Origin of the sequence: Leifsonia sp. NPDC014704 (assembly GCF_043083605.1) — a bacterium.
Lineage (GTDB): Bacteria > Actinomycetota > Actinomycetes > Actinomycetales > Microbacteriaceae > Leifsonia.
Genome location: NZ_JBIBYW010000002.1, coordinates 74565 through 89737, shown reverse-complemented (window position 1 = coordinate 89737; position 15173 = coordinate 74565). Strand labels below are relative to the sequence as shown.

The 15173-nt window shown below is 70.3% G+C and carries 18 protein-coding genes; 2 read left to right on the top strand and 16 right to left on the bottom strand.

Annotated features, from left to right (window positions below):
• Window positions 1-30: 30 nt before the first annotated feature.
• Both ACF1AJ_RS11850 and ACF1AJ_RS11845 read right to left on the bottom strand, forming a co-directional pair.
• Window positions 31-597 carry a hypothetical protein gene (locus tag ACF1AJ_RS11850; RefSeq protein WP_391507548.1) on the bottom strand — a complete coding sequence of 189 codons (567 nt, stop codon included), beginning with the start codon at window positions 595-597 and terminating at the stop codon, window positions 31-33.
• 24 nt (window positions 598-621) lie between these two features.
• Window positions 622-1770 (bottom strand): zinc-dependent alcohol dehydrogenase, encoded by a 1149-nt coding sequence (locus tag ACF1AJ_RS11845; protein WP_391507547.1) that lies wholly within the window; start codon window positions 1768-1770, stop codon window positions 622-624.
• 147 nt (window positions 1771-1917) lie between these two features.
• On the opposite strand from ACF1AJ_RS11845, the gene ACF1AJ_RS11840 reads away from it, so the two are divergent.
• Complete coding sequence (locus ACF1AJ_RS11840) at window positions 1918-2334, top strand: hypothetical protein (protein WP_391507546.1); 417 nt, start codon at window positions 1918-1920, stop codon at window positions 2332-2334.
• A 56-nt stretch (window positions 2335-2390) separates the two neighbouring features.
• Here ACF1AJ_RS11840 and ACF1AJ_RS11835 read toward each other — a convergent pair whose 3' ends face one another.
• A complete protein-coding gene (locus ACF1AJ_RS11835) occupies window positions 2391-2672 on the bottom strand; it encodes a Fe-S cluster assembly protein HesB (protein ID WP_309855966.1) in 282 nt (93 codons plus the stop codon).
• A 104-nt stretch (window positions 2673-2776) separates the two neighbouring features.
• Window positions 2777-3319 (bottom strand): type 1 glutamine amidotransferase domain-containing protein, encoded by a 543-nt coding sequence (locus tag ACF1AJ_RS11830; RefSeq protein ID WP_391507545.1) that lies wholly within the window; start codon window positions 3317-3319, stop codon window positions 2777-2779.
• Window positions 3320-3377: 58 nt separating this feature from the next.
• Here ACF1AJ_RS11830 and ACF1AJ_RS11825 point away from each other — a divergent pair, with 58 nt between their 5' ends.
• Window positions 3378-4202 carry an aldo/keto reductase gene (locus ACF1AJ_RS11825; RefSeq protein ID WP_391507544.1) on the top strand — a complete coding sequence of 275 codons (825 nt, stop codon included), beginning with the start codon at window positions 3378-3380 and terminating at the stop codon, window positions 4200-4202.
• A gap of 11 nt (window positions 4203-4213) precedes the next feature.
• Here ACF1AJ_RS11825 and ACF1AJ_RS11820 read toward each other — a convergent pair whose 3' ends face one another.
• The 12 genes from ACF1AJ_RS11820 to ACF1AJ_RS11765 form a co-directional block, all read right to left on the bottom strand.
• On the bottom strand, window positions 4214-4837 hold the full coding sequence (locus tag ACF1AJ_RS11820) for a GyrI-like domain-containing protein (RefSeq protein ID WP_391507543.1): 624 nt from the start codon (window positions 4835-4837) through the stop codon (window positions 4214-4216).
• The gene (locus ACF1AJ_RS11815) at window positions 4834-6972 is read right to left on the bottom strand and encodes a S9 family peptidase (protein ID WP_391507542.1); all 2139 of its coding nucleotides are present in this window, start codon (window positions 6970-6972) and stop codon (window positions 4834-4836) included. The genes ACF1AJ_RS11820 and ACF1AJ_RS11815 overlap by 4 nt, the downstream gene beginning before the upstream one ends.
• 50 nt (window positions 6973-7022) lie before the next feature.
• A complete protein-coding gene (locus ACF1AJ_RS11810) occupies window positions 7023-8000 on the bottom strand; it encodes a zinc-binding dehydrogenase (protein WP_391508752.1) in 978 nt (325 codons plus the stop codon).
• Window positions 8001-8021: 21 nt separating this feature from the next.
• A complete protein-coding gene (locus ACF1AJ_RS11805) occupies window positions 8022-8444 on the bottom strand; it encodes an organic hydroperoxide resistance protein (RefSeq protein ID WP_391507541.1) in 423 nt (140 codons plus the stop codon).
• On the bottom strand, window positions 8444-8917 hold the full coding sequence (locus ACF1AJ_RS11800; protein WP_391507540.1) for a MarR family winged helix-turn-helix transcriptional regulator: 474 nt from the start codon (window positions 8915-8917) through the stop codon (window positions 8444-8446). The genes ACF1AJ_RS11805 and ACF1AJ_RS11800 overlap by 1 nt, the downstream gene beginning before the upstream one ends.
• 108 nt (window positions 8918-9025) lie before the next feature.
• Window positions 9026-9928, bottom strand: a complete 903-nt coding sequence (locus ACF1AJ_RS11795; protein WP_391507539.1) for an ROK family protein — start codon at window positions 9926-9928, stop codon at window positions 9026-9028.
• On the bottom strand, window positions 9925-10680 hold the full coding sequence (locus ACF1AJ_RS11790) for a copper homeostasis protein CutC (RefSeq protein ID WP_391507538.1): 756 nt from the start codon (window positions 10678-10680) through the stop codon (window positions 9925-9927). Before ACF1AJ_RS11790 ends, ACF1AJ_RS11795 begins: the two co-directional genes overlap by 4 nt.
• Window positions 10677-11693, bottom strand: a complete 1017-nt coding sequence (locus ACF1AJ_RS11785) for an asparaginase (protein ID WP_391507537.1) — start codon at window positions 11691-11693, stop codon at window positions 10677-10679. Before ACF1AJ_RS11785 ends, ACF1AJ_RS11790 begins: the two co-directional genes overlap by 4 nt.
• The gene (locus ACF1AJ_RS11780; protein ID WP_391507536.1) at window positions 11686-12639 is read right to left on the bottom strand and encodes an amino acid ABC transporter permease; all 954 of its coding nucleotides are present in this window, start codon (window positions 12637-12639) and stop codon (window positions 11686-11688) included. Before ACF1AJ_RS11780 ends, ACF1AJ_RS11785 begins: the two co-directional genes overlap by 8 nt.
• The gene (locus ACF1AJ_RS11775) at window positions 12636-13280 is read right to left on the bottom strand and encodes an amino acid ABC transporter permease (RefSeq protein ID WP_391507535.1); all 645 of its coding nucleotides are present in this window, start codon (window positions 13278-13280) and stop codon (window positions 12636-12638) included. Before ACF1AJ_RS11775 ends, ACF1AJ_RS11780 begins: the two co-directional genes overlap by 4 nt.
• 111 nt (window positions 13281-13391) lie before the next feature.
• Window positions 13392-14330: a glutamate ABC transporter substrate-binding protein gene (locus ACF1AJ_RS11770; protein WP_309855985.1), complete on the bottom strand. Its 939-nt coding sequence runs from the start codon at window positions 14328-14330 to the stop codon at window positions 13392-13394.
• Between the two features lie 73 nt (window positions 14331-14403).
• Complete coding sequence (locus tag ACF1AJ_RS11765) at window positions 14404-15156, bottom strand: amino acid ABC transporter ATP-binding protein (RefSeq protein WP_391507534.1); 753 nt, start codon at window positions 15154-15156, stop codon at window positions 14404-14406.
• Window positions 15157-15173: the final 17 nt, after the last annotated feature.

Genomic DNA, 15173 nt, shown 5'->3' with positions numbered 1-15173 from the left:
TAGACCGAACAGTTCAGCGGTCTGGTGCACCTAGCGTCGGGCAATCTTCACCACCGTACGGACGGCGAACACTCCGGCGAGTACCCACGGCCCCACCACGATGATCGGGTCGAGCCACGTGTGCTTCACGTCCGCGCGACGAACCCCGAACCGAGACGACACGGGATGGTGGCCTGCCTCGCCCAGGACGCCCGACTCCGTGATCGGGTCGTCGGGCCGGCGGGACGCGAGCGACTTCACATGTGCGCCCACCGACTCCACCCGGTCGCCCAGCACCAGCAGCAGCCAGTGCGCGGTCTGCCCCTCGCTGTAGCGGTCGTAGGCGAAGCGGCGGATCGCGCCCGAGACACCGTGGAGCGGTTGAGCCGTTCCGAACACCGGCGTCATCCGGGTGTGCTCGATCGAGCGCTCTCGCCCCTGTACGGGCTGTTGCTGCTCCGGGATCTCCCAGTGCGCACCGGGCGGCTCCAGGTCGAGACGCTCCCGCGGGTGCGACGGCCGGTCGGCCGGGTCGCTGTCGACTCCCCAGCCGGGGATGCGCCTGCGGAGCTCCTCCGGGTCGTACTGCTTCGTGTGATCTGTGGCGACGTACGGCATCTGCTGTCCTCCCTCGATCCGTGGTTACGCGGCGCTCGGCACGACGAGCGGCTTGATGATCCCGTCGAGCTTCGACGAGAACAGGTGATACCCCTCCGCGATGTGCTCCAGGGGGATGCGGTGAGTGACGATGTCCGACGGCGTGAGGTATCCGTTGCGGACATGCTCGAACAGGCGGGGCCACTGACGCTTCACCGGGCACTGGTTCGTGTGGATGGTGAGGCCCTTGTTCATGGCGTCTCCGAACTTCACCGCGCTGAACAGCGGGCCATACGCTCCCATGACCGAGATCGTGCCACCCTTGCGCACCGAGTCGATCGCCCAGTTCAGAGCGATCGGCGAACCGCCCTGCAGCTTCAGCTTGGAGGCGGTGATGTGCTGCAGCGCCGATCCGTCGGCCTCCGCCCCCACCGCGTCGATGACGACATCCGCGCCGAGACCGTCGGTCGCCCGCTTGAGCGCGAGCACGACGTCCCCCAGCTCGACGAAGTTGTACGTCTCGGCGTGGGCGAACTCGCGCGCCTTGGCGAGGCGGTAGTCCAGGTGGTCGATCACGATGACCCGCCCGGCGCCCATCAACCACGACGACTTCGCGGCGTACAGGCCGACCGGCCCGGCACCGAACACGACGACCGTGTCGCCCTCGACGATGTCGCCGAGCTGAGCGCCGAAGTAGCCGGTGGGGAGCGCATCCGTGAGCATGACGGCGTCCTCGTCCGACATCCAGTCCGGGATGACCGTCGGCCCGACATCGGCGAGCGGCACCCGGACGTATTCGGCCTGGCCGCCGTCGTATCCGCCGGTCGTGTGCGAGTAGCCGTAGATTCCGCCGACGGCGGTGGCGTTCGGGTTCACGTTGTGGCAGTTCGAGTAGAGGCCGCGCCGGCAGAAGTAGCAGGTGCCGCAGAAGATGTTGAACGGCACCATCACGCGGTCGCCGACCTTCAGGGTCTGGACGTCCGGCCCGACTTCGTCGACCACCCCGATGAACTCGTGTCCGAACGTGTGGCCGATCCGGGTGTCCGGCATCATGCCGTGGTAGAGGTGCAGGTCGGATCCGCAGATCGCGGCCAGCGTGACCCGCACGATGGCATCACCCGGGTGTTCGATTTTCGGGCGGTCCTTCTCCTCCACCCGGATCTTGTATGGGCCGCGGTACGTCATCGCCAGCATGGCTCTCCTCTCGTCCAGACCTACTCGATGCCGGATGCACGAGTGAATCGAGGCGTTGACAGCCGCGAGGGGCGGTGTAGCCCTACACCTTTTTGCTAGGCAAGTGAACGAGTTGCCGCGCCGGTCGCACGGCCGTAGAACAGGAGCATGACCAAAGACGAGCGCGCCTCGCTGCCTCCCGGACCCGATTTCTCCTACGGCGGGTACACCGTGAAGCTGGAGCCAGAGCACGGGCAGACCGGGCGCTGGCGGGTGGTCGACGACGAGAACTACTACGGTCTGGTCGCTGCGGCGGAGCCGCTCCGCGGGGAGCCCGAGGTGCACTTCGCGGCGCACTTCCCCGGCGAGGAGGACATCCCGCCGATGAAGATCGTCCCGCTCTGGACTCTCGCGGTGGAGTTCCTGCTGGATGCGGGAAAGGGCGAGGCGCTATGGGGTCTCCCCGATGACCGGACGGCGCCGCATCCCATCGTCGCCGACGCCCTCCCGGAACCGTCCGCCGAGGCCGGCGCCGAGCCCGAGGCCGAGCCCGAGCCCGAAGCCGACGCGAGAAGACAGGCCTGACAACGCACGAAGGCCCGGAGCCGAGCGGCTCCGGGCCTTCGTCGCGTCGCGCCGCGCTAGGCGGTGACGCCGATCGCGAAGCTGACGGCTCCCTGGTCGTCGACCTGTGCATCGAGCACCTTGTCGTCGAGGACCTCGGCCGCCTGCGTCTCGAGGAAGATGCGGGCGCCGCCCGACTCGACCACCTGGTCCGAGGCCTCCGGCTCCGGGGTGACCGCCGCGGCGAACGCGGTGTTGTCAGGGTTGCTGCTGCTGATGCGCAGACCCGCGGAGTCGTCCGGGGACTGGTCGGTCAGCGTCTTGACGATGGTGCTGGCGTTCTCGGTGAGGGTGAGCATGTGCTCTCCTTCCTATCGATGGTCCAGGAGTCGACTACGTTCCCGCGCACTACCGCCGGCCGCAACCGGCTCGGAGGCCATTGCCAGGGAACGCTCACGAGGCTCTACTCGAAGGCCTTCACGAGCTCGCGGCCGAAGGCGTCCAGGTCGTCGGGCTTGCGCGATGAGACGAGGGTGAACGGGCCGTCGTCGACCACGACCTCCTCGTCGACCCAGGTCGCCCCCGCGTTGCGGTAGTCCGTCTGCAGGCTCGGCCAGCTCGTCAGTGTCCGGCCGCCCACGACGCCCGCCTCGATCAGCACCCAACCGCCGTGGCAGATGACGGCGATGGGCTTGCCGGCTGCGGCGAAGTCCTTCACCAGCGACACGGCCTCGGGGAACGTGCGGACCTGGTCGCCGTTGGCGACACCGCCCGGAAGCACGAGGGCGTCGAACTGGTCGGCGCTCGCAGAACCGAGGGTGACATCCACCGGGAAGGTGTCGGCCGGAGTGAGGTGGTTGAACGCCTGCACCTCGCCCTCCTCCTTCGATACGAGCTTGGGCGTGCCGCCGGACTCGGTCACCGCCTGCCAGGGCTGCACGAGCTCGGCCTGCTCGATACCCTCGGGGCCCACCAGGAATGCGATCGTCTTGTTGTTCAGTGCCATCTTGTCGGTCTCCTTCCGATGCCCCACCTGTACGCCGGGGGCACGGCAGAATGAACCCATGGCGAGCATCCCGCAGCTGACTCTCAACGACGGCAACACCATCCCGCAGCTCGGCTTCGGCGTGTACAAGATCCCGGAAGCCGAGACGGCGGACGCGGTGGTGGCGGCGCTGGAGGCGGGGTACCGCCACATCGACACGGCGGCGTTCTACGAGAACGAGCGCGGGGTCGGCGAGGGTGTGCGGCGCAGCGGGCTCGACCGGTCCGACGTGTTCGTCACGAGCAAGGTGTGGTGGACGGAGAACGGTTACGACTCGACCCTGCGGTCGTTCGACGCCAGCCTCGAGCGGCTCGGCTTCGACACGATCGACCTCTTCCTCATCCATTGGCCGGCGCCGCGCAGCGACCGGTACGTGGAGACCTGGCGGGCGCTGGAGAAGGTGCGGGAGGAGGGTCGCGCGCGGTCGATCGGAGTGGCCAACTTCCACACGCATCACCTCGACCGGCTGGCGCGGGAGACCGCGACGGTGCCCGCGGTGAACCAGGTGGAGCTGCATCCCTGGCTCCCGCAGGCCGAGGTGCGCGCGTACGACGCGGCCCACGGGATCGTGACGGAGGCATGGTCGCCGCTGGCGCGCGGGCGCGTGCTCGGCGACCCCGTCCTCGACGCGCTCGCCGCGAAGCACGGGGTGACGCCTGCGCAGGTGGTGATCCGGTGGCAGCTGCAGCTGGGCAACGTGGTCATCCCGAAGTCGACCTCGCCGGAGCGCATCCGGTCGAACATCGACGTCTTCGGCTTCGAATTGGATGCGGAGGATCTGGCCGCCATCGCGACGCTCGAGTCGGGGGAGCGCACCGGAAAGGATCCGGACGACCTGGGCTGAGCCGCTGCGTCCTAGTCGGCCCGGGTGACCGGCTGCCGCAGGATCGTCCGCAGCTTCTCCGGCGCCGTCCTCCGGGCGTCGCTCAGGTAGATCTCGTGGTGGCGCGCGGTCATCGTGAGTCCCGCATCCGGGATGAACACGTCGTGCAACTCCGCAAGCACGGGCGCCTCGTCGTCGTAGGAGCCGACGTGGAGGGTCTGCACGCTCAGCCCTTCGTCGAGCGTCTCGACGCGCAGCTCGTCCAGGCGCGGGGCGCCGCCCTTGCTCCGCAGGGTCGCCGTCGCCTCCTCGACGTGCGCGTCGGTGATCCAGTCGGGGACGAGGTTGAGCGCGGTCCAGTGCCACTGGGACTTGTCGCGGGCACTCGTGAAGGACGCCATGTCGTCCGCCCACCACAGCGCCTCCAGCGGCATGACGGTGTAGTCGCGGTCGAGGCTGCGCTTGCTGAGGAACTTCAGCGCGTAGGCGAGCGGGAAGATCGTCTGGATCGCATCCCGGTACTCGCCCGAGGTGTTCGGGTCACCGTGACCGTCCACCATCAGGTAGCGCAGCGGCGGAACGGTGACGACCTCGAAGCGACCGCGCCGGGGAGCGTACAGCCCCAGCTCCTTCTTCAGGTCGGTCTTCACGGTCACTCGCCCGATGGATGCGCCCCGACGACGTCGAGGAGCCATGCCAGCGCGAACGCCCGCTCGCGCCAGGCGGCGTACCGCCCGGAGACGCCGCCGTGACCGGCGGCCATCTCGATCTTGAGCAGCGGGTCCGCATCCACCTCGCGCAGCTTCGCCGCCCACTTCGCCGGCTCGACGTAGAGGACGCGGGTGTCGTTGAGGCTCGTGATGGCAAGGATGCGCGGGTAGTGCGTCGCGTGCACGTTCTCGAGCGGCGAGTACGACTTCATGTAGTCGTAGACCTCGGGGTCGTGCAGCGGGTCGCCCCACTCGTCCCACTCGATCACGGTGAGCGGCAGGGACGGGTCGAGGATGCTGGTGAGCGGATCGACGAACGGCACCTCGGCGAGGATCCCGGCGAAGTCGCGGGGCGCCAGGTTCGCTACGGCGCCCATGAGCAGTCCGCCTGCGCTGCCGCCCTGCGCCGCCATGCGCGACGGATCCGTCCATCCGCGGTCGATGAGATGGCGGGCGGCGGCCACGAAATCGGTGAAGGTGTTCTTCTTGTGGAGCTTCTTGCCGTTCTCGTACCAGAGCCGGCCGAGTTCGCCGCCGCCGCGGACATGCGCGATGGCGAACACGACGCCGCGGTCGAGCAGGCTGAGGCGCGGGATGCTGAACGACGGGTCCATGCTCGCCTCGTACGAGCCGTAGCCGTAGAGCACGAGCGGGGCCGGCTCGCCGGGCGTGACCAGGTCGCGGCGGTACACGAGCGAGATCGGGACGCGCGCGCCGTCCGGTGCCGTCGCCCACTCCCGGCGCTGCTCGAATAGGGAGGCGTCGAACGCTCCGAGCACCGGCTGCTGCTTGCGCAGGGCGAGCTCGCGGGTGCGGACGTCGTAGTCGTACACGGTGGAGGGCGTCACGAAGCTGCCGTAGCCGAGGCGCAGGAACGGCTGCGTCCACTCCGGGTTGCCGCCGACGCCGACGGTGAAGAGCTCCTCCTCGAAGTGCAGTTCGTGCGGAGTGTCGTCGGCCGGCTCCTCGCTGTGCGGGTCGGGCACGCAGGCGACGGCGACCCGTGTCATCCCCTCGCGGCGGTACTCGACGCTGACGAAGTCGCGGAACGCATCCACGCCCTCGATGCGCACAGCCGGATCGTGCGCGAGGAGCACCCGGCGCGGCCCCTGCGGGTCGTCCGCCGAGACGCTGACGAGCTCGAAGTTGACGGCGCCGTCGTTGTGGACGATGAGGAGGCGGTCGTGGCCGCCGACGATGGCGTGCTCGACGTCGTACTCGACGCCCTCCTTCCGCGGCCAGACCACGCGGAACTCGCCGGTGGGGTCGTCGGAGCGGAGCAGCCACGCCTCGCTGGTGATGTTCGAGCCGGCCTCGATGACCAGGAAGCGCCGGCTGCGGGTCAGGCCGACGCCGATCCAGTAGCGCTCGTCCGGCTCGTGGAACACCTGGGTGTCGGGCACGGCAGGAGCGTCGCCGACCCGGTGCCGCCAGACGGTGTCGGGGCGCCAGGACTCGTCCACCGTCGTGTAGAAGATGTAGGCGCCGGTCTGGTCGAACAGGGCGCCGCCCGCGGTCCCCTCGATCTCATCGGGGAAGGTCACGCCGTCGTCGACGAGCGAGCGGACGCGGAGCGTGTAGCGCTCGTCGCCCTCGGTGTCGACGGCCCAGAGCAGGCGCGTGCCGTCGGCGCTCACGTCGAAGCTGCCGAGCGCGTAGAAGTCGTGCCCTTCGGCCTCGGCGTTGTCGTCGAGCAGGATCTGCTCGCCCGGGAGGCCGTTGCGCTGGGCCGCCTCATCGAGCGTCGGGGGAACCCAATCGTCGGCGGAGGCGATGGGAGCCCGGCAGTGGATGCCGTACTGCTTGCCCTCGACCGTGCGGGTGTAATACCACCAGTCGCCCTCGCGGACCGGCACGCTCAGGTCGGTCTCGCGGGTGCGCGCCTTGATCTCGTCGAAGATCTGCTCGCGGAGCAGCGCGAGGTGCTCGGTGCGGGCGTTGGTGTACGCGTTCTCCTCGTGGAGGTGCGCGATGACCGCCTGGTCGTCCTTCTCGCGCAGCCACTCGTAGTCGTCGACGTAGACGTCGCCGTGGTGGATGCGTTCGACGGGCTTCTTGGCGGTGACCGGCGGGGTGAGCATGTGCCCAGGCTATCGGGCGGTGCCCACCTCGCACGCGGTCGCGATCCGCCTCAGGGTCGCAGCAGCACCTTGCCGACGCGTCCGGCCTCGCCGCTCGCCGCGACGGCTCCGGCGATGTCGTCCAGCCCGTGGACGCCCGCGACCGGGAGGGTCAGCGTGCCGTCCTGCAGACGGGCGAACAGCTCCTGGAAGAGCCGCCCGCGCTGGTCGGCCGGCATCTCGCGGCTGACGACGCTGCCCCAGAAGCCCTTGACCGTGGCCTGCTTGAAGATGATGTCGCCCGAGGCGAGCTCGAGGGTGGGAGACGCCATCGCGCCGAACACGACGAGGGTGCCGTTCTCGGCGAGCGTGGAGAGCACATCCCCTGCCGACGAGCCGCCGACGGAGTCGACGCCCGCAGTGATCGGTGCGCCCCCGGTGATCTCGGCGAGCCGGTCGCGCCAGCTCGCGTCGTCGGTCGCGATGACGCGCTCGATGCCCTGGGCGCGCAGCTCCTCGACACCGGCGGACCGGCGGACGAGGCCGACGACGTTCAGTCCGCGTGCGGCGCCGAGCTGGGCGACCATCCGGCCGACCGCGCCGTTCGCGGCGTTCTGGATGAGCCAGTCGCCCTCCGTGAGGCCGAGCAACTCGAGCAGGCTGATCGCGCTGAACGGCATCGACACCAGCTGAGCGGCCGACTCATCGGGAAGCCCGTCGGGCACGGGGATGAGGCCGGCGGCCCGAGTCACGAAGTACTCGGCCCACACGCCGAACGTGCCGCCGGTGACGACCCGCTGGCCGACCGCCAGCTGCTCGACGCCCTCGCCGACCGCATCCACGACTCCGAGCGCCTCGGTGCCGGCCTGCGCGGGGAGCTCGGGCTTGAAGCCGTAGGTGCCGCGCACCGTCCACAGGTCGTGGTTGTGGATGGGCGAGAGCATCATCCGCACGCGGACCTCGCCGGCGCCCGGCTGGGGGAGGGGCCGCTCTTCGACCGCGAGCACCTCGGCGGGGTCGCCGAACTCGTGGTGGACCAGGGCGCGCATCGTGGTGGCGTCGGTCATGGCTCAGTCCTCCGAAACCGTGATGGTGACGTCGATGTTGCCCCGGGTGGCGTTGGAGTACGGGCACACCTGGTGCGCCGCGTCCGCGAGGGCCTGGGCCTGCTCGGCCTCGATCCCGGGCAGGACGACCTCGAGCAGCACGGCGAGCTGGTAGCCGCCGTCGCCGTTCGGTCCGATCTCCACGCGGCCTCCGACCGACGAGCCGTCGAGCTTCACCTTCTGGCTGCGGGCGACCGCCTGCAGCGCCGAGTGGAAGCAAGCCGCGTATCCGGCGGCGAACAGCTGCTCGGGATTGGTGCCGGCTCCCGATCCGCCCATCTCCTTCGGGACGGCGAGGTCGAGGGCGAACGAGCCGTCGCTGGTGGCGACACGGCCGTCACGGCCGGCGCCGGTCGACAGGGCTTCTGCGGTGTAGAGGACGTTCATCAGTTCCTTTCGGAGGGTGTTCTGTTGTGCGCGGCGGCCTGCGGCTGCGCTGCAGCGTGCATGGTCTCCGTGAGCCGGTGCAGGGTGTCGATGAGGGCGCCCGCCGCCTGCTGGTCGGGGAGGCCGGTGCCTGCCGCGATCCGGGCGGGGATGTGGGCGAGCTCCGAGCGCAGCTCCTGGCCGCGTTCGCCGAGCGTGACCGTCACGATGCGCTCGTCGCCCGCGCGGCGTTCGCGCCGGACGAGACCGGACTGCTCCATCCGCCGCAGCAGCGGGGACAGCGTGCCCGAGTCGAGCTGGAGGTGTTCGCCCAGCGACCCGACGGTCTGCTCGCCCTCGACCCAGAGGGTGATGAGGACGAGATACTGCGGGTAGGTGAGCCCCCAGGGCTCGAGGAGCGTACGGTACGCCTGCGTGGTGGCACGCGTGGCGGCGTAGAGCGAGAAGCACACCATCTCATCGGTCACCGGCATGCCCCAACCATTGCACACAACTAAATTGCGCACAACTTAAACGGACTAGTTGACGCAACACGCCGTCGGCCAGTGCCGCCGGACGGCGTGTTGCGTCAACCGGATGCGTCAGCGCGCGGCGTCGAACGCCAGGAGGGCGGCCCCGGCACGACCGGCGTCGCCGCCGAGGGCGCTCTGGACGACGGGCGGCCGCTTCCGCCAGGCCAGCCCGGACGACATCCGCTCGCCGAGCGGCCCGAAGAGCGCGTCGCCGGCGTGCGAGACCCCGCCGCCGAGAACGATGAGCCCGGGATCGAGCAGCAGGGTCAGGATGTTGAGGCCCTGGGCGAGCACGTCGAGCGCCTCCGACCAAATGCGGTCGGCGAGCGGGTCGACCCCGAGCCGCTCGACGATGCGGCGGGTGCTGAGGGCGTCTCCGCCCGCCGCCCGGTACCGCCGGGCCACGCCCGCGCCGGACATGTACACCTCGAGGCAGCCGCGCTGGCCACAGGTGCACGGCTCGCCGTTCGGGACGACGGGGATGTGTCCGAACTCGCCGGCGGCGCCGGTCGCGCCGGTCACGGCGCCGCCGGACGAGACGAGAGCGGCCGCGACCCCGGTACCGATCGGCACGAGGGCGAAGTCGCCGAAGCCGCGCGCCGCGCCGCTGTTGCGCTCCGCCAGCCCGGCGGCACGCACGTCGTGACCGACCGCCACCGGCAAGTGCAGCTCGGAGCGGAGGATGTCGAGGAGGGGGACGTCGCGCCAGCCGAGGTTGGAGGCGTAGTGCACCAGCCCGCGCTGCTCGTCCAGCATTCCGGGGGTGGCGACGCCCGCGCCGACGACGTCGTGACCGTCGTCGGCCGCGGTTCGGCGCAGCTCGCCGAGCAGGCCGACGAGTGCGGTGAGGATGCCGTCCGCCGGGGTCGCGAGCGTCGTCTCCGTCACGGCGGCGCCGTCCTCGCGGACGACGGCGCCCTTCATGGCGGTGCCGCCGAGGTCGACGGCCAGGACGACAGGGAGGCCGCTCATGCGGACTGCTCGTTCGCCGTGTCGCGGACGGCGGCGACCACGGCGCGGACCACCTCGGCCGAGGTGACATCGCGTGCGCCCGAGTCGTACGCCGTCGGAGCGCCCGCGCCCGGGGTCGCGACGGCGCGGGGCGCCCGCAGGTGCACCTCGCCGACTCCCGCCCGCCGAACGACCTCCGCCACATTGCCCGGACGGACGCCGCCGCCCGCGAGGATCGTCACGCGGTCGCCGGCGAGCTCCACCAGTCGCGAGAGCTCGTCTGCGCCCTCCAGCGCCGTCGCGGCACCGGCCGAGGTCAGCACGCGTGTCACGCCGAGATCGGCGAGCTGCTGTAGTGCCTCCGCCCGGTCGGCGACCTGGTCGAACGCCTTGTGGAAGGTCACCGGAGCATCGCCGCACGCGGCCACCAGGCGGCGGGTCGCATCCACGTTCACCCGTCCGTCGGCGCGCAGCGCTCCGACGACGAAGCCCAGGACGACGCCCGAGGGGTTGGGGAGCGCACGGATCGAGTGGATGTCGTCCACCATCGCCTGCAGCTCATCGTCGTCGTACACGAAGTCGCCCGGCCGCTGGCGGATGAGCACCTGGATGCCGATCCGCGTCGCCGCGCGCAGCGCTCCTGCGACCGTGCCGATGGACGGCGTGATGCCGCCCTCGCCCAGCGCCGCGCACAGCTCGATCCGGTCGGCGCCGGCCTCCTCGGCCACCGGGACGCCGGCGAGGTCGTCGAGGCAGATCTCGACGACCGTCACGCGAGGCGCTCCAGCGCGGCGGTCAGGTCCGCGCCGAGCTCGATCGCACCGACTGGTATGCCGCCGCCGAGCACGGGGAGGTCGGTGAGAGAGCGCGCATCCGCGATCGGGGTCCCGAGCACCTCGAGCACGCGGAGCGCGATGAGCGTCGTCGCCCGGGGACTGCCGTCCACGATCTTCATGGCGACGGCCGTGCCGTCCGCGGCCGCGACTCCGATCACGCCCTCGGCGCCGCCCTTGGCGAGCGCTCCGGGGACGCTCTCCATGAGCGTCGTGTTCTGGTGGCCTGTGCCGCCGACGTAGTAGGGGTGCTCCCGCATCGTGTCGGCGACGGCGCGCTCGGGCGTGCCCGGCTCCGCCTGCACTAGCCGGCCGAAGGCGCGCGCGATCCCGCGGACGCTCGTGCCGAAGAGTGGAGCGCCGCAGCCGTCGATCGCATCGTGCCCGACCGGAACGCCGGTCAGCTTCGCCATCGTGGCGCGGATGTGCTGCTGCAGCGGGTGCTCCGGGTCGAGGTAGCCGTCGGTCGGCCACCCGTTCGTCGTGGCGGCGAGGAGCATGGCGGCGTGCTTGCCCGAGCAATTCATCCGCACGCGCGAGCGCCCTTCGCCGTCGCGCAGCATCCGCTCGAACGTCGCCTCGTCCTCGGGGCGGTCCACCGGGCAGCCGAGTGCCGCGTCGTGGACGCCCGCACGGGCGAGCAGCTCGCGCACCAGCCGGACGTGCTCGTCCTCACCCGTGTGGCTTCCCGCGGCGATGGCCAGCTCCGGACCGGCGAGCGGCGCGCCGGCGGTCAGGCAGCCGAGGGCTTGCAGCGGCTTCACGGTGCTGCGCGGCAGCACCACGGCATCCGGGTCGCCCAGCTCGATCAGCGGGTCGCCCGCGGGGTCGAGTGCCACGAGGCTCCCGAAGTGCCGGCTCTCGATGAGGCCGGAACGCCGCACGACGGCCAGTTCCGCCAGGTCGGTGGCGGAGTCGGCGGTGCGGATGGAGACGGTGGGGGCGTCAGACATGGTCGGCTTTCGTGGAGTCGGTGCCGTCGTCGATGTGCTCGACGGCGACGACGGCGGGGAGCGTCGGGAGGACGGGCTGCGGCGAGGTGCGCCGCCGCGATCCGCGCTGCAGCCGCGACGCGAAGGCCGAGAGGCTGCCGTTGACGATGAGGTAGATCACCGTCACCGCGACATAGGTCGGGATGAGGAGGTGCAGGTACGAGGCGAGAACCTGCCCTCGGTACAGCAGCTCGGTGAACGCGACGATGTAGCCGAGCGAGGTGTCCTTGAGGAGGCTGACGAACTGGGTCACGAGCGACGGTGTGACATTGCGCACCGCCTGGGGGAGCACCACGTACGTCATCGCCTGGACCGGACGCATCCCGAGGCTGAGGGCTGCCTCGCGCTGTCCGCGCGGCAGGCTGAGGATCCCGGCGCGGATGATCTCGGCGAACACCGCGGCGTTCGCGATGGTGAGCGGCACGACCAGCTTCCAGAGCGTCGGCAGGTTGATGCCGATCTGCGGGAGGCCGAACAGCATCAGGTAGATGACGAGCAGCACGGGCACCGTGCGGGCGATCTCGATGTAGAGCCCGCAGACGAAGCGGACCCAGCGCACCTGGCTGACCCGGCCGAGCGCGAGCAGCGTGCCGAGCGCAGCGCCGAGCACCGCGACGATCGCCGCCGCCTCCAGCGTGCCCAGAAGTCCGATCAGCAGGTACTGCCAGATCGCCCACTCGGTGAACGGTGCCCAGCGCTCGGGCGCGAGCTGGCCGTGGGCCGCGAACTGCCAGAGGCCCAGACCGACGATCAGGGCGAAGACGACGACGCTGACTATCGACCCGATGAGGATGTTGCGACGGCCGCGTGGGCCGGGAACGTCGTAGATGAAGGAGGCGCCGTACTGGCGCTTCGGGCGGCGAGGGCGCGCGGGAGCCGGCCGGTCCGGGATGAGTTGTGCGGTCATCGGGCGATCGCCACCTTCCGCTCGACCCAGCCGGCGGCGAGGCCGATGGCGAGGGCGATGGCCATGTAGAGGAGTCCGGCGCTGGAGAAGATCAGGATGGGCTGCGCGGCGACGAGGTTGACCTTGTTGACCTCGGCGGTGAGCTCGACGATGCCGACGGCCGCCGCAAGCGCGGTGTTCATGGCGAGCGCGATCATGACGTTGCCGATGGGCTGCACGACGGCGCGCAGCGCCTGCGGGACGACGACGTAGCGCAGCGACTGCCAGAGGGTGAGGCCGAGCGCGCGGGAGGCCTCGACCTGGCCGACGGGGACGGTGTTCACACCCGATCGCACCGCCTCGGCGACGTACGCCGCCTCGTAGACGGTGAGCACGATGATCGCGGTCGGGGTCAGCGGGAGCAGGATGCCCGCATCCGGCAGGGCGAACACCGCCAGCAGCAGCAGGGCCAGCAGCGGGACGTTGATGAAGAACTGGACGTACAGGAAAGCGGCGGCGCGCAGCACCGGGATGGGGCTGACACGGGCGATCGTGACCAGCACGCCGAGCACGATGGAGCCGACGCCGGCCACCACGGCCATCAGCAGCGTGGTGCCGAGTGCCTGGGCCAGTGGCCCTAGGTTGTCGATCAGGGGGTTCATCGTTCTCTCGTCGAGTGGTCGGGAAGGAGCAGTGTCAGCGGAGGGGGCCGGATGCGCGCGGGCCTGTGTGGGTGCCTCTCGCGCGCATCCGGCCGGTCTGGTGCGGTCGGATCAGGAGCCGGGAACGGACCCGATCTCCGGCGGCGTCGGGATCTCCGAGTCGGTCACGGTGCCGAGCGTGGTCTTCCACGCCTTGCCCCACTGGCCGTCCTTCTGGATGGTCTTCAGCCACTCGTTGACGAACTTCTTGAAGTCGTCGTCACCGTGCTTCAGACCGATGCCGTACGGCTCCTTGGTGAAGGGCTGCCCGACGACCTTGATCTGCTTCTCGCTGGCGGCGTCGCTCGCGAGCAGGGTGTAGTCCTGCACGTACGCGTCACCGCGGCCCTGGATGAGCGCCTGAACGGCGGCCGGGTCGGTGCCGAACGCGGTGACCGTCGCCTTCGGGGCGATCTTCGGCACCTCGGTGACGGCGGGCGTGTTGGCGCCGACGATCACGTTCTTGCCGTCGAGGTCCTTCTCGCTCTTGATGTCCTTGTTGTCGCTCTTGACCGCGACGGCGAGGCCGGACTCGAAGTACGGACCGGCGAAGGCGACCTGCTTGGCCCGCTCCTCGGTGATCGTGTACGTGTTGAAGACGACATCGACGGTGTCGTTCTGCAGCATCGCCTCGCGGGTCTCGGAGGCGGGCGGCACGATCTCCACGTTCGGCTTGCCGATGATGTAGATCGCGAGCAGCTTGGCGAGCTCGGCGTCGAAGCCGTTGACCTTCTGCGGGTCGGTCGGGTCCTGCTGCGAGAGCAGCGGGGCGTCGAGAGCCTCGGCGACGATGAGCTTGCCGCGCTTCTTGATCTTCTCCATGGTCGAGCCGGAGAGGATGAGGTCGGCCTTCGCGACGGGCGCGCCGGCGAGGACGGAGTCCCCCGACGCGGTCGAGCTCGCGTCGTTGCCGGGCAGTGCCGTGTTGCCGGAGCAGGCGGTGACGGCGAGCGTCACGGCCGCGAGCAGGACGCCGGCGACGGCGCTCTTCCTGCGGATGCTGCGGGTCATGGGATGCATCCCTTTCTGATTGGACTTCGGTGTGATGTGGAACGGTGGTGCGCGGCCTCGTGCGGTGCGGGTGCTAGTGCGAGAGCACGGAGGCCAGGAACGACTTCGCCCGCTCGGTGGCGGGGGAGTCGAAGAACTGTGCGGGAGGGGCCTGCTCGACGATCTGCCCGCGGTCCATGAAGACGACGCGGTCGGCGGCGCGGCGGGCGAAGCCCATCTCGTGGGTGACGACGATCATCGTCATGCCCTCCTTCGCGAGGGAGGTCATCACATCGAGCACCTCGCCGACCATCTCGGGGTCGAGGGCGCTTGTCGGCTCGTCGAAGAGCATGACCTTCGGCTGCATGGCGAGAGCGCGGGCGATGGCCGCGCGCTGCTGCTGGCCGCCCGAGAGCTGCGCCGGGTGGCTGTCGGCCTTGTCGGCGATGCCGACCCGGTCGAGCAGCTCCATCGCCTGGGCGCGTGCGGCATCCTTGCCGAGCTTGCGCACCTTGAGGGGAGCGAGGGTGACGTTCTCGAGGATCGTCCGGTGGGCGAACAGGTTGAACGACTGGAACACCATCCCGACCTCCGCCCGGAGCTTGGCGAGCGGTGCGCCCTCTTCCGGCAGCAGTTCGCCGTCGACGCGGATCTCGCCCGAATCGATGGTCTCCAGGCGGTTGATGGACCGGCACAGCGTGGACTTGCCGGAGCCGGACGGCCCGATCACCACGACGACCTCACGCTCGGCGACGTCGAGGTCGATGTTCTGCAGCACGTGGAGGTCGCCGAAGTGCTTGTCGACCGCGCGCAGGCTCACCATCGGCCGTGCGTCCGTTGCTGTCATCGGGGTCCTCGCATCGT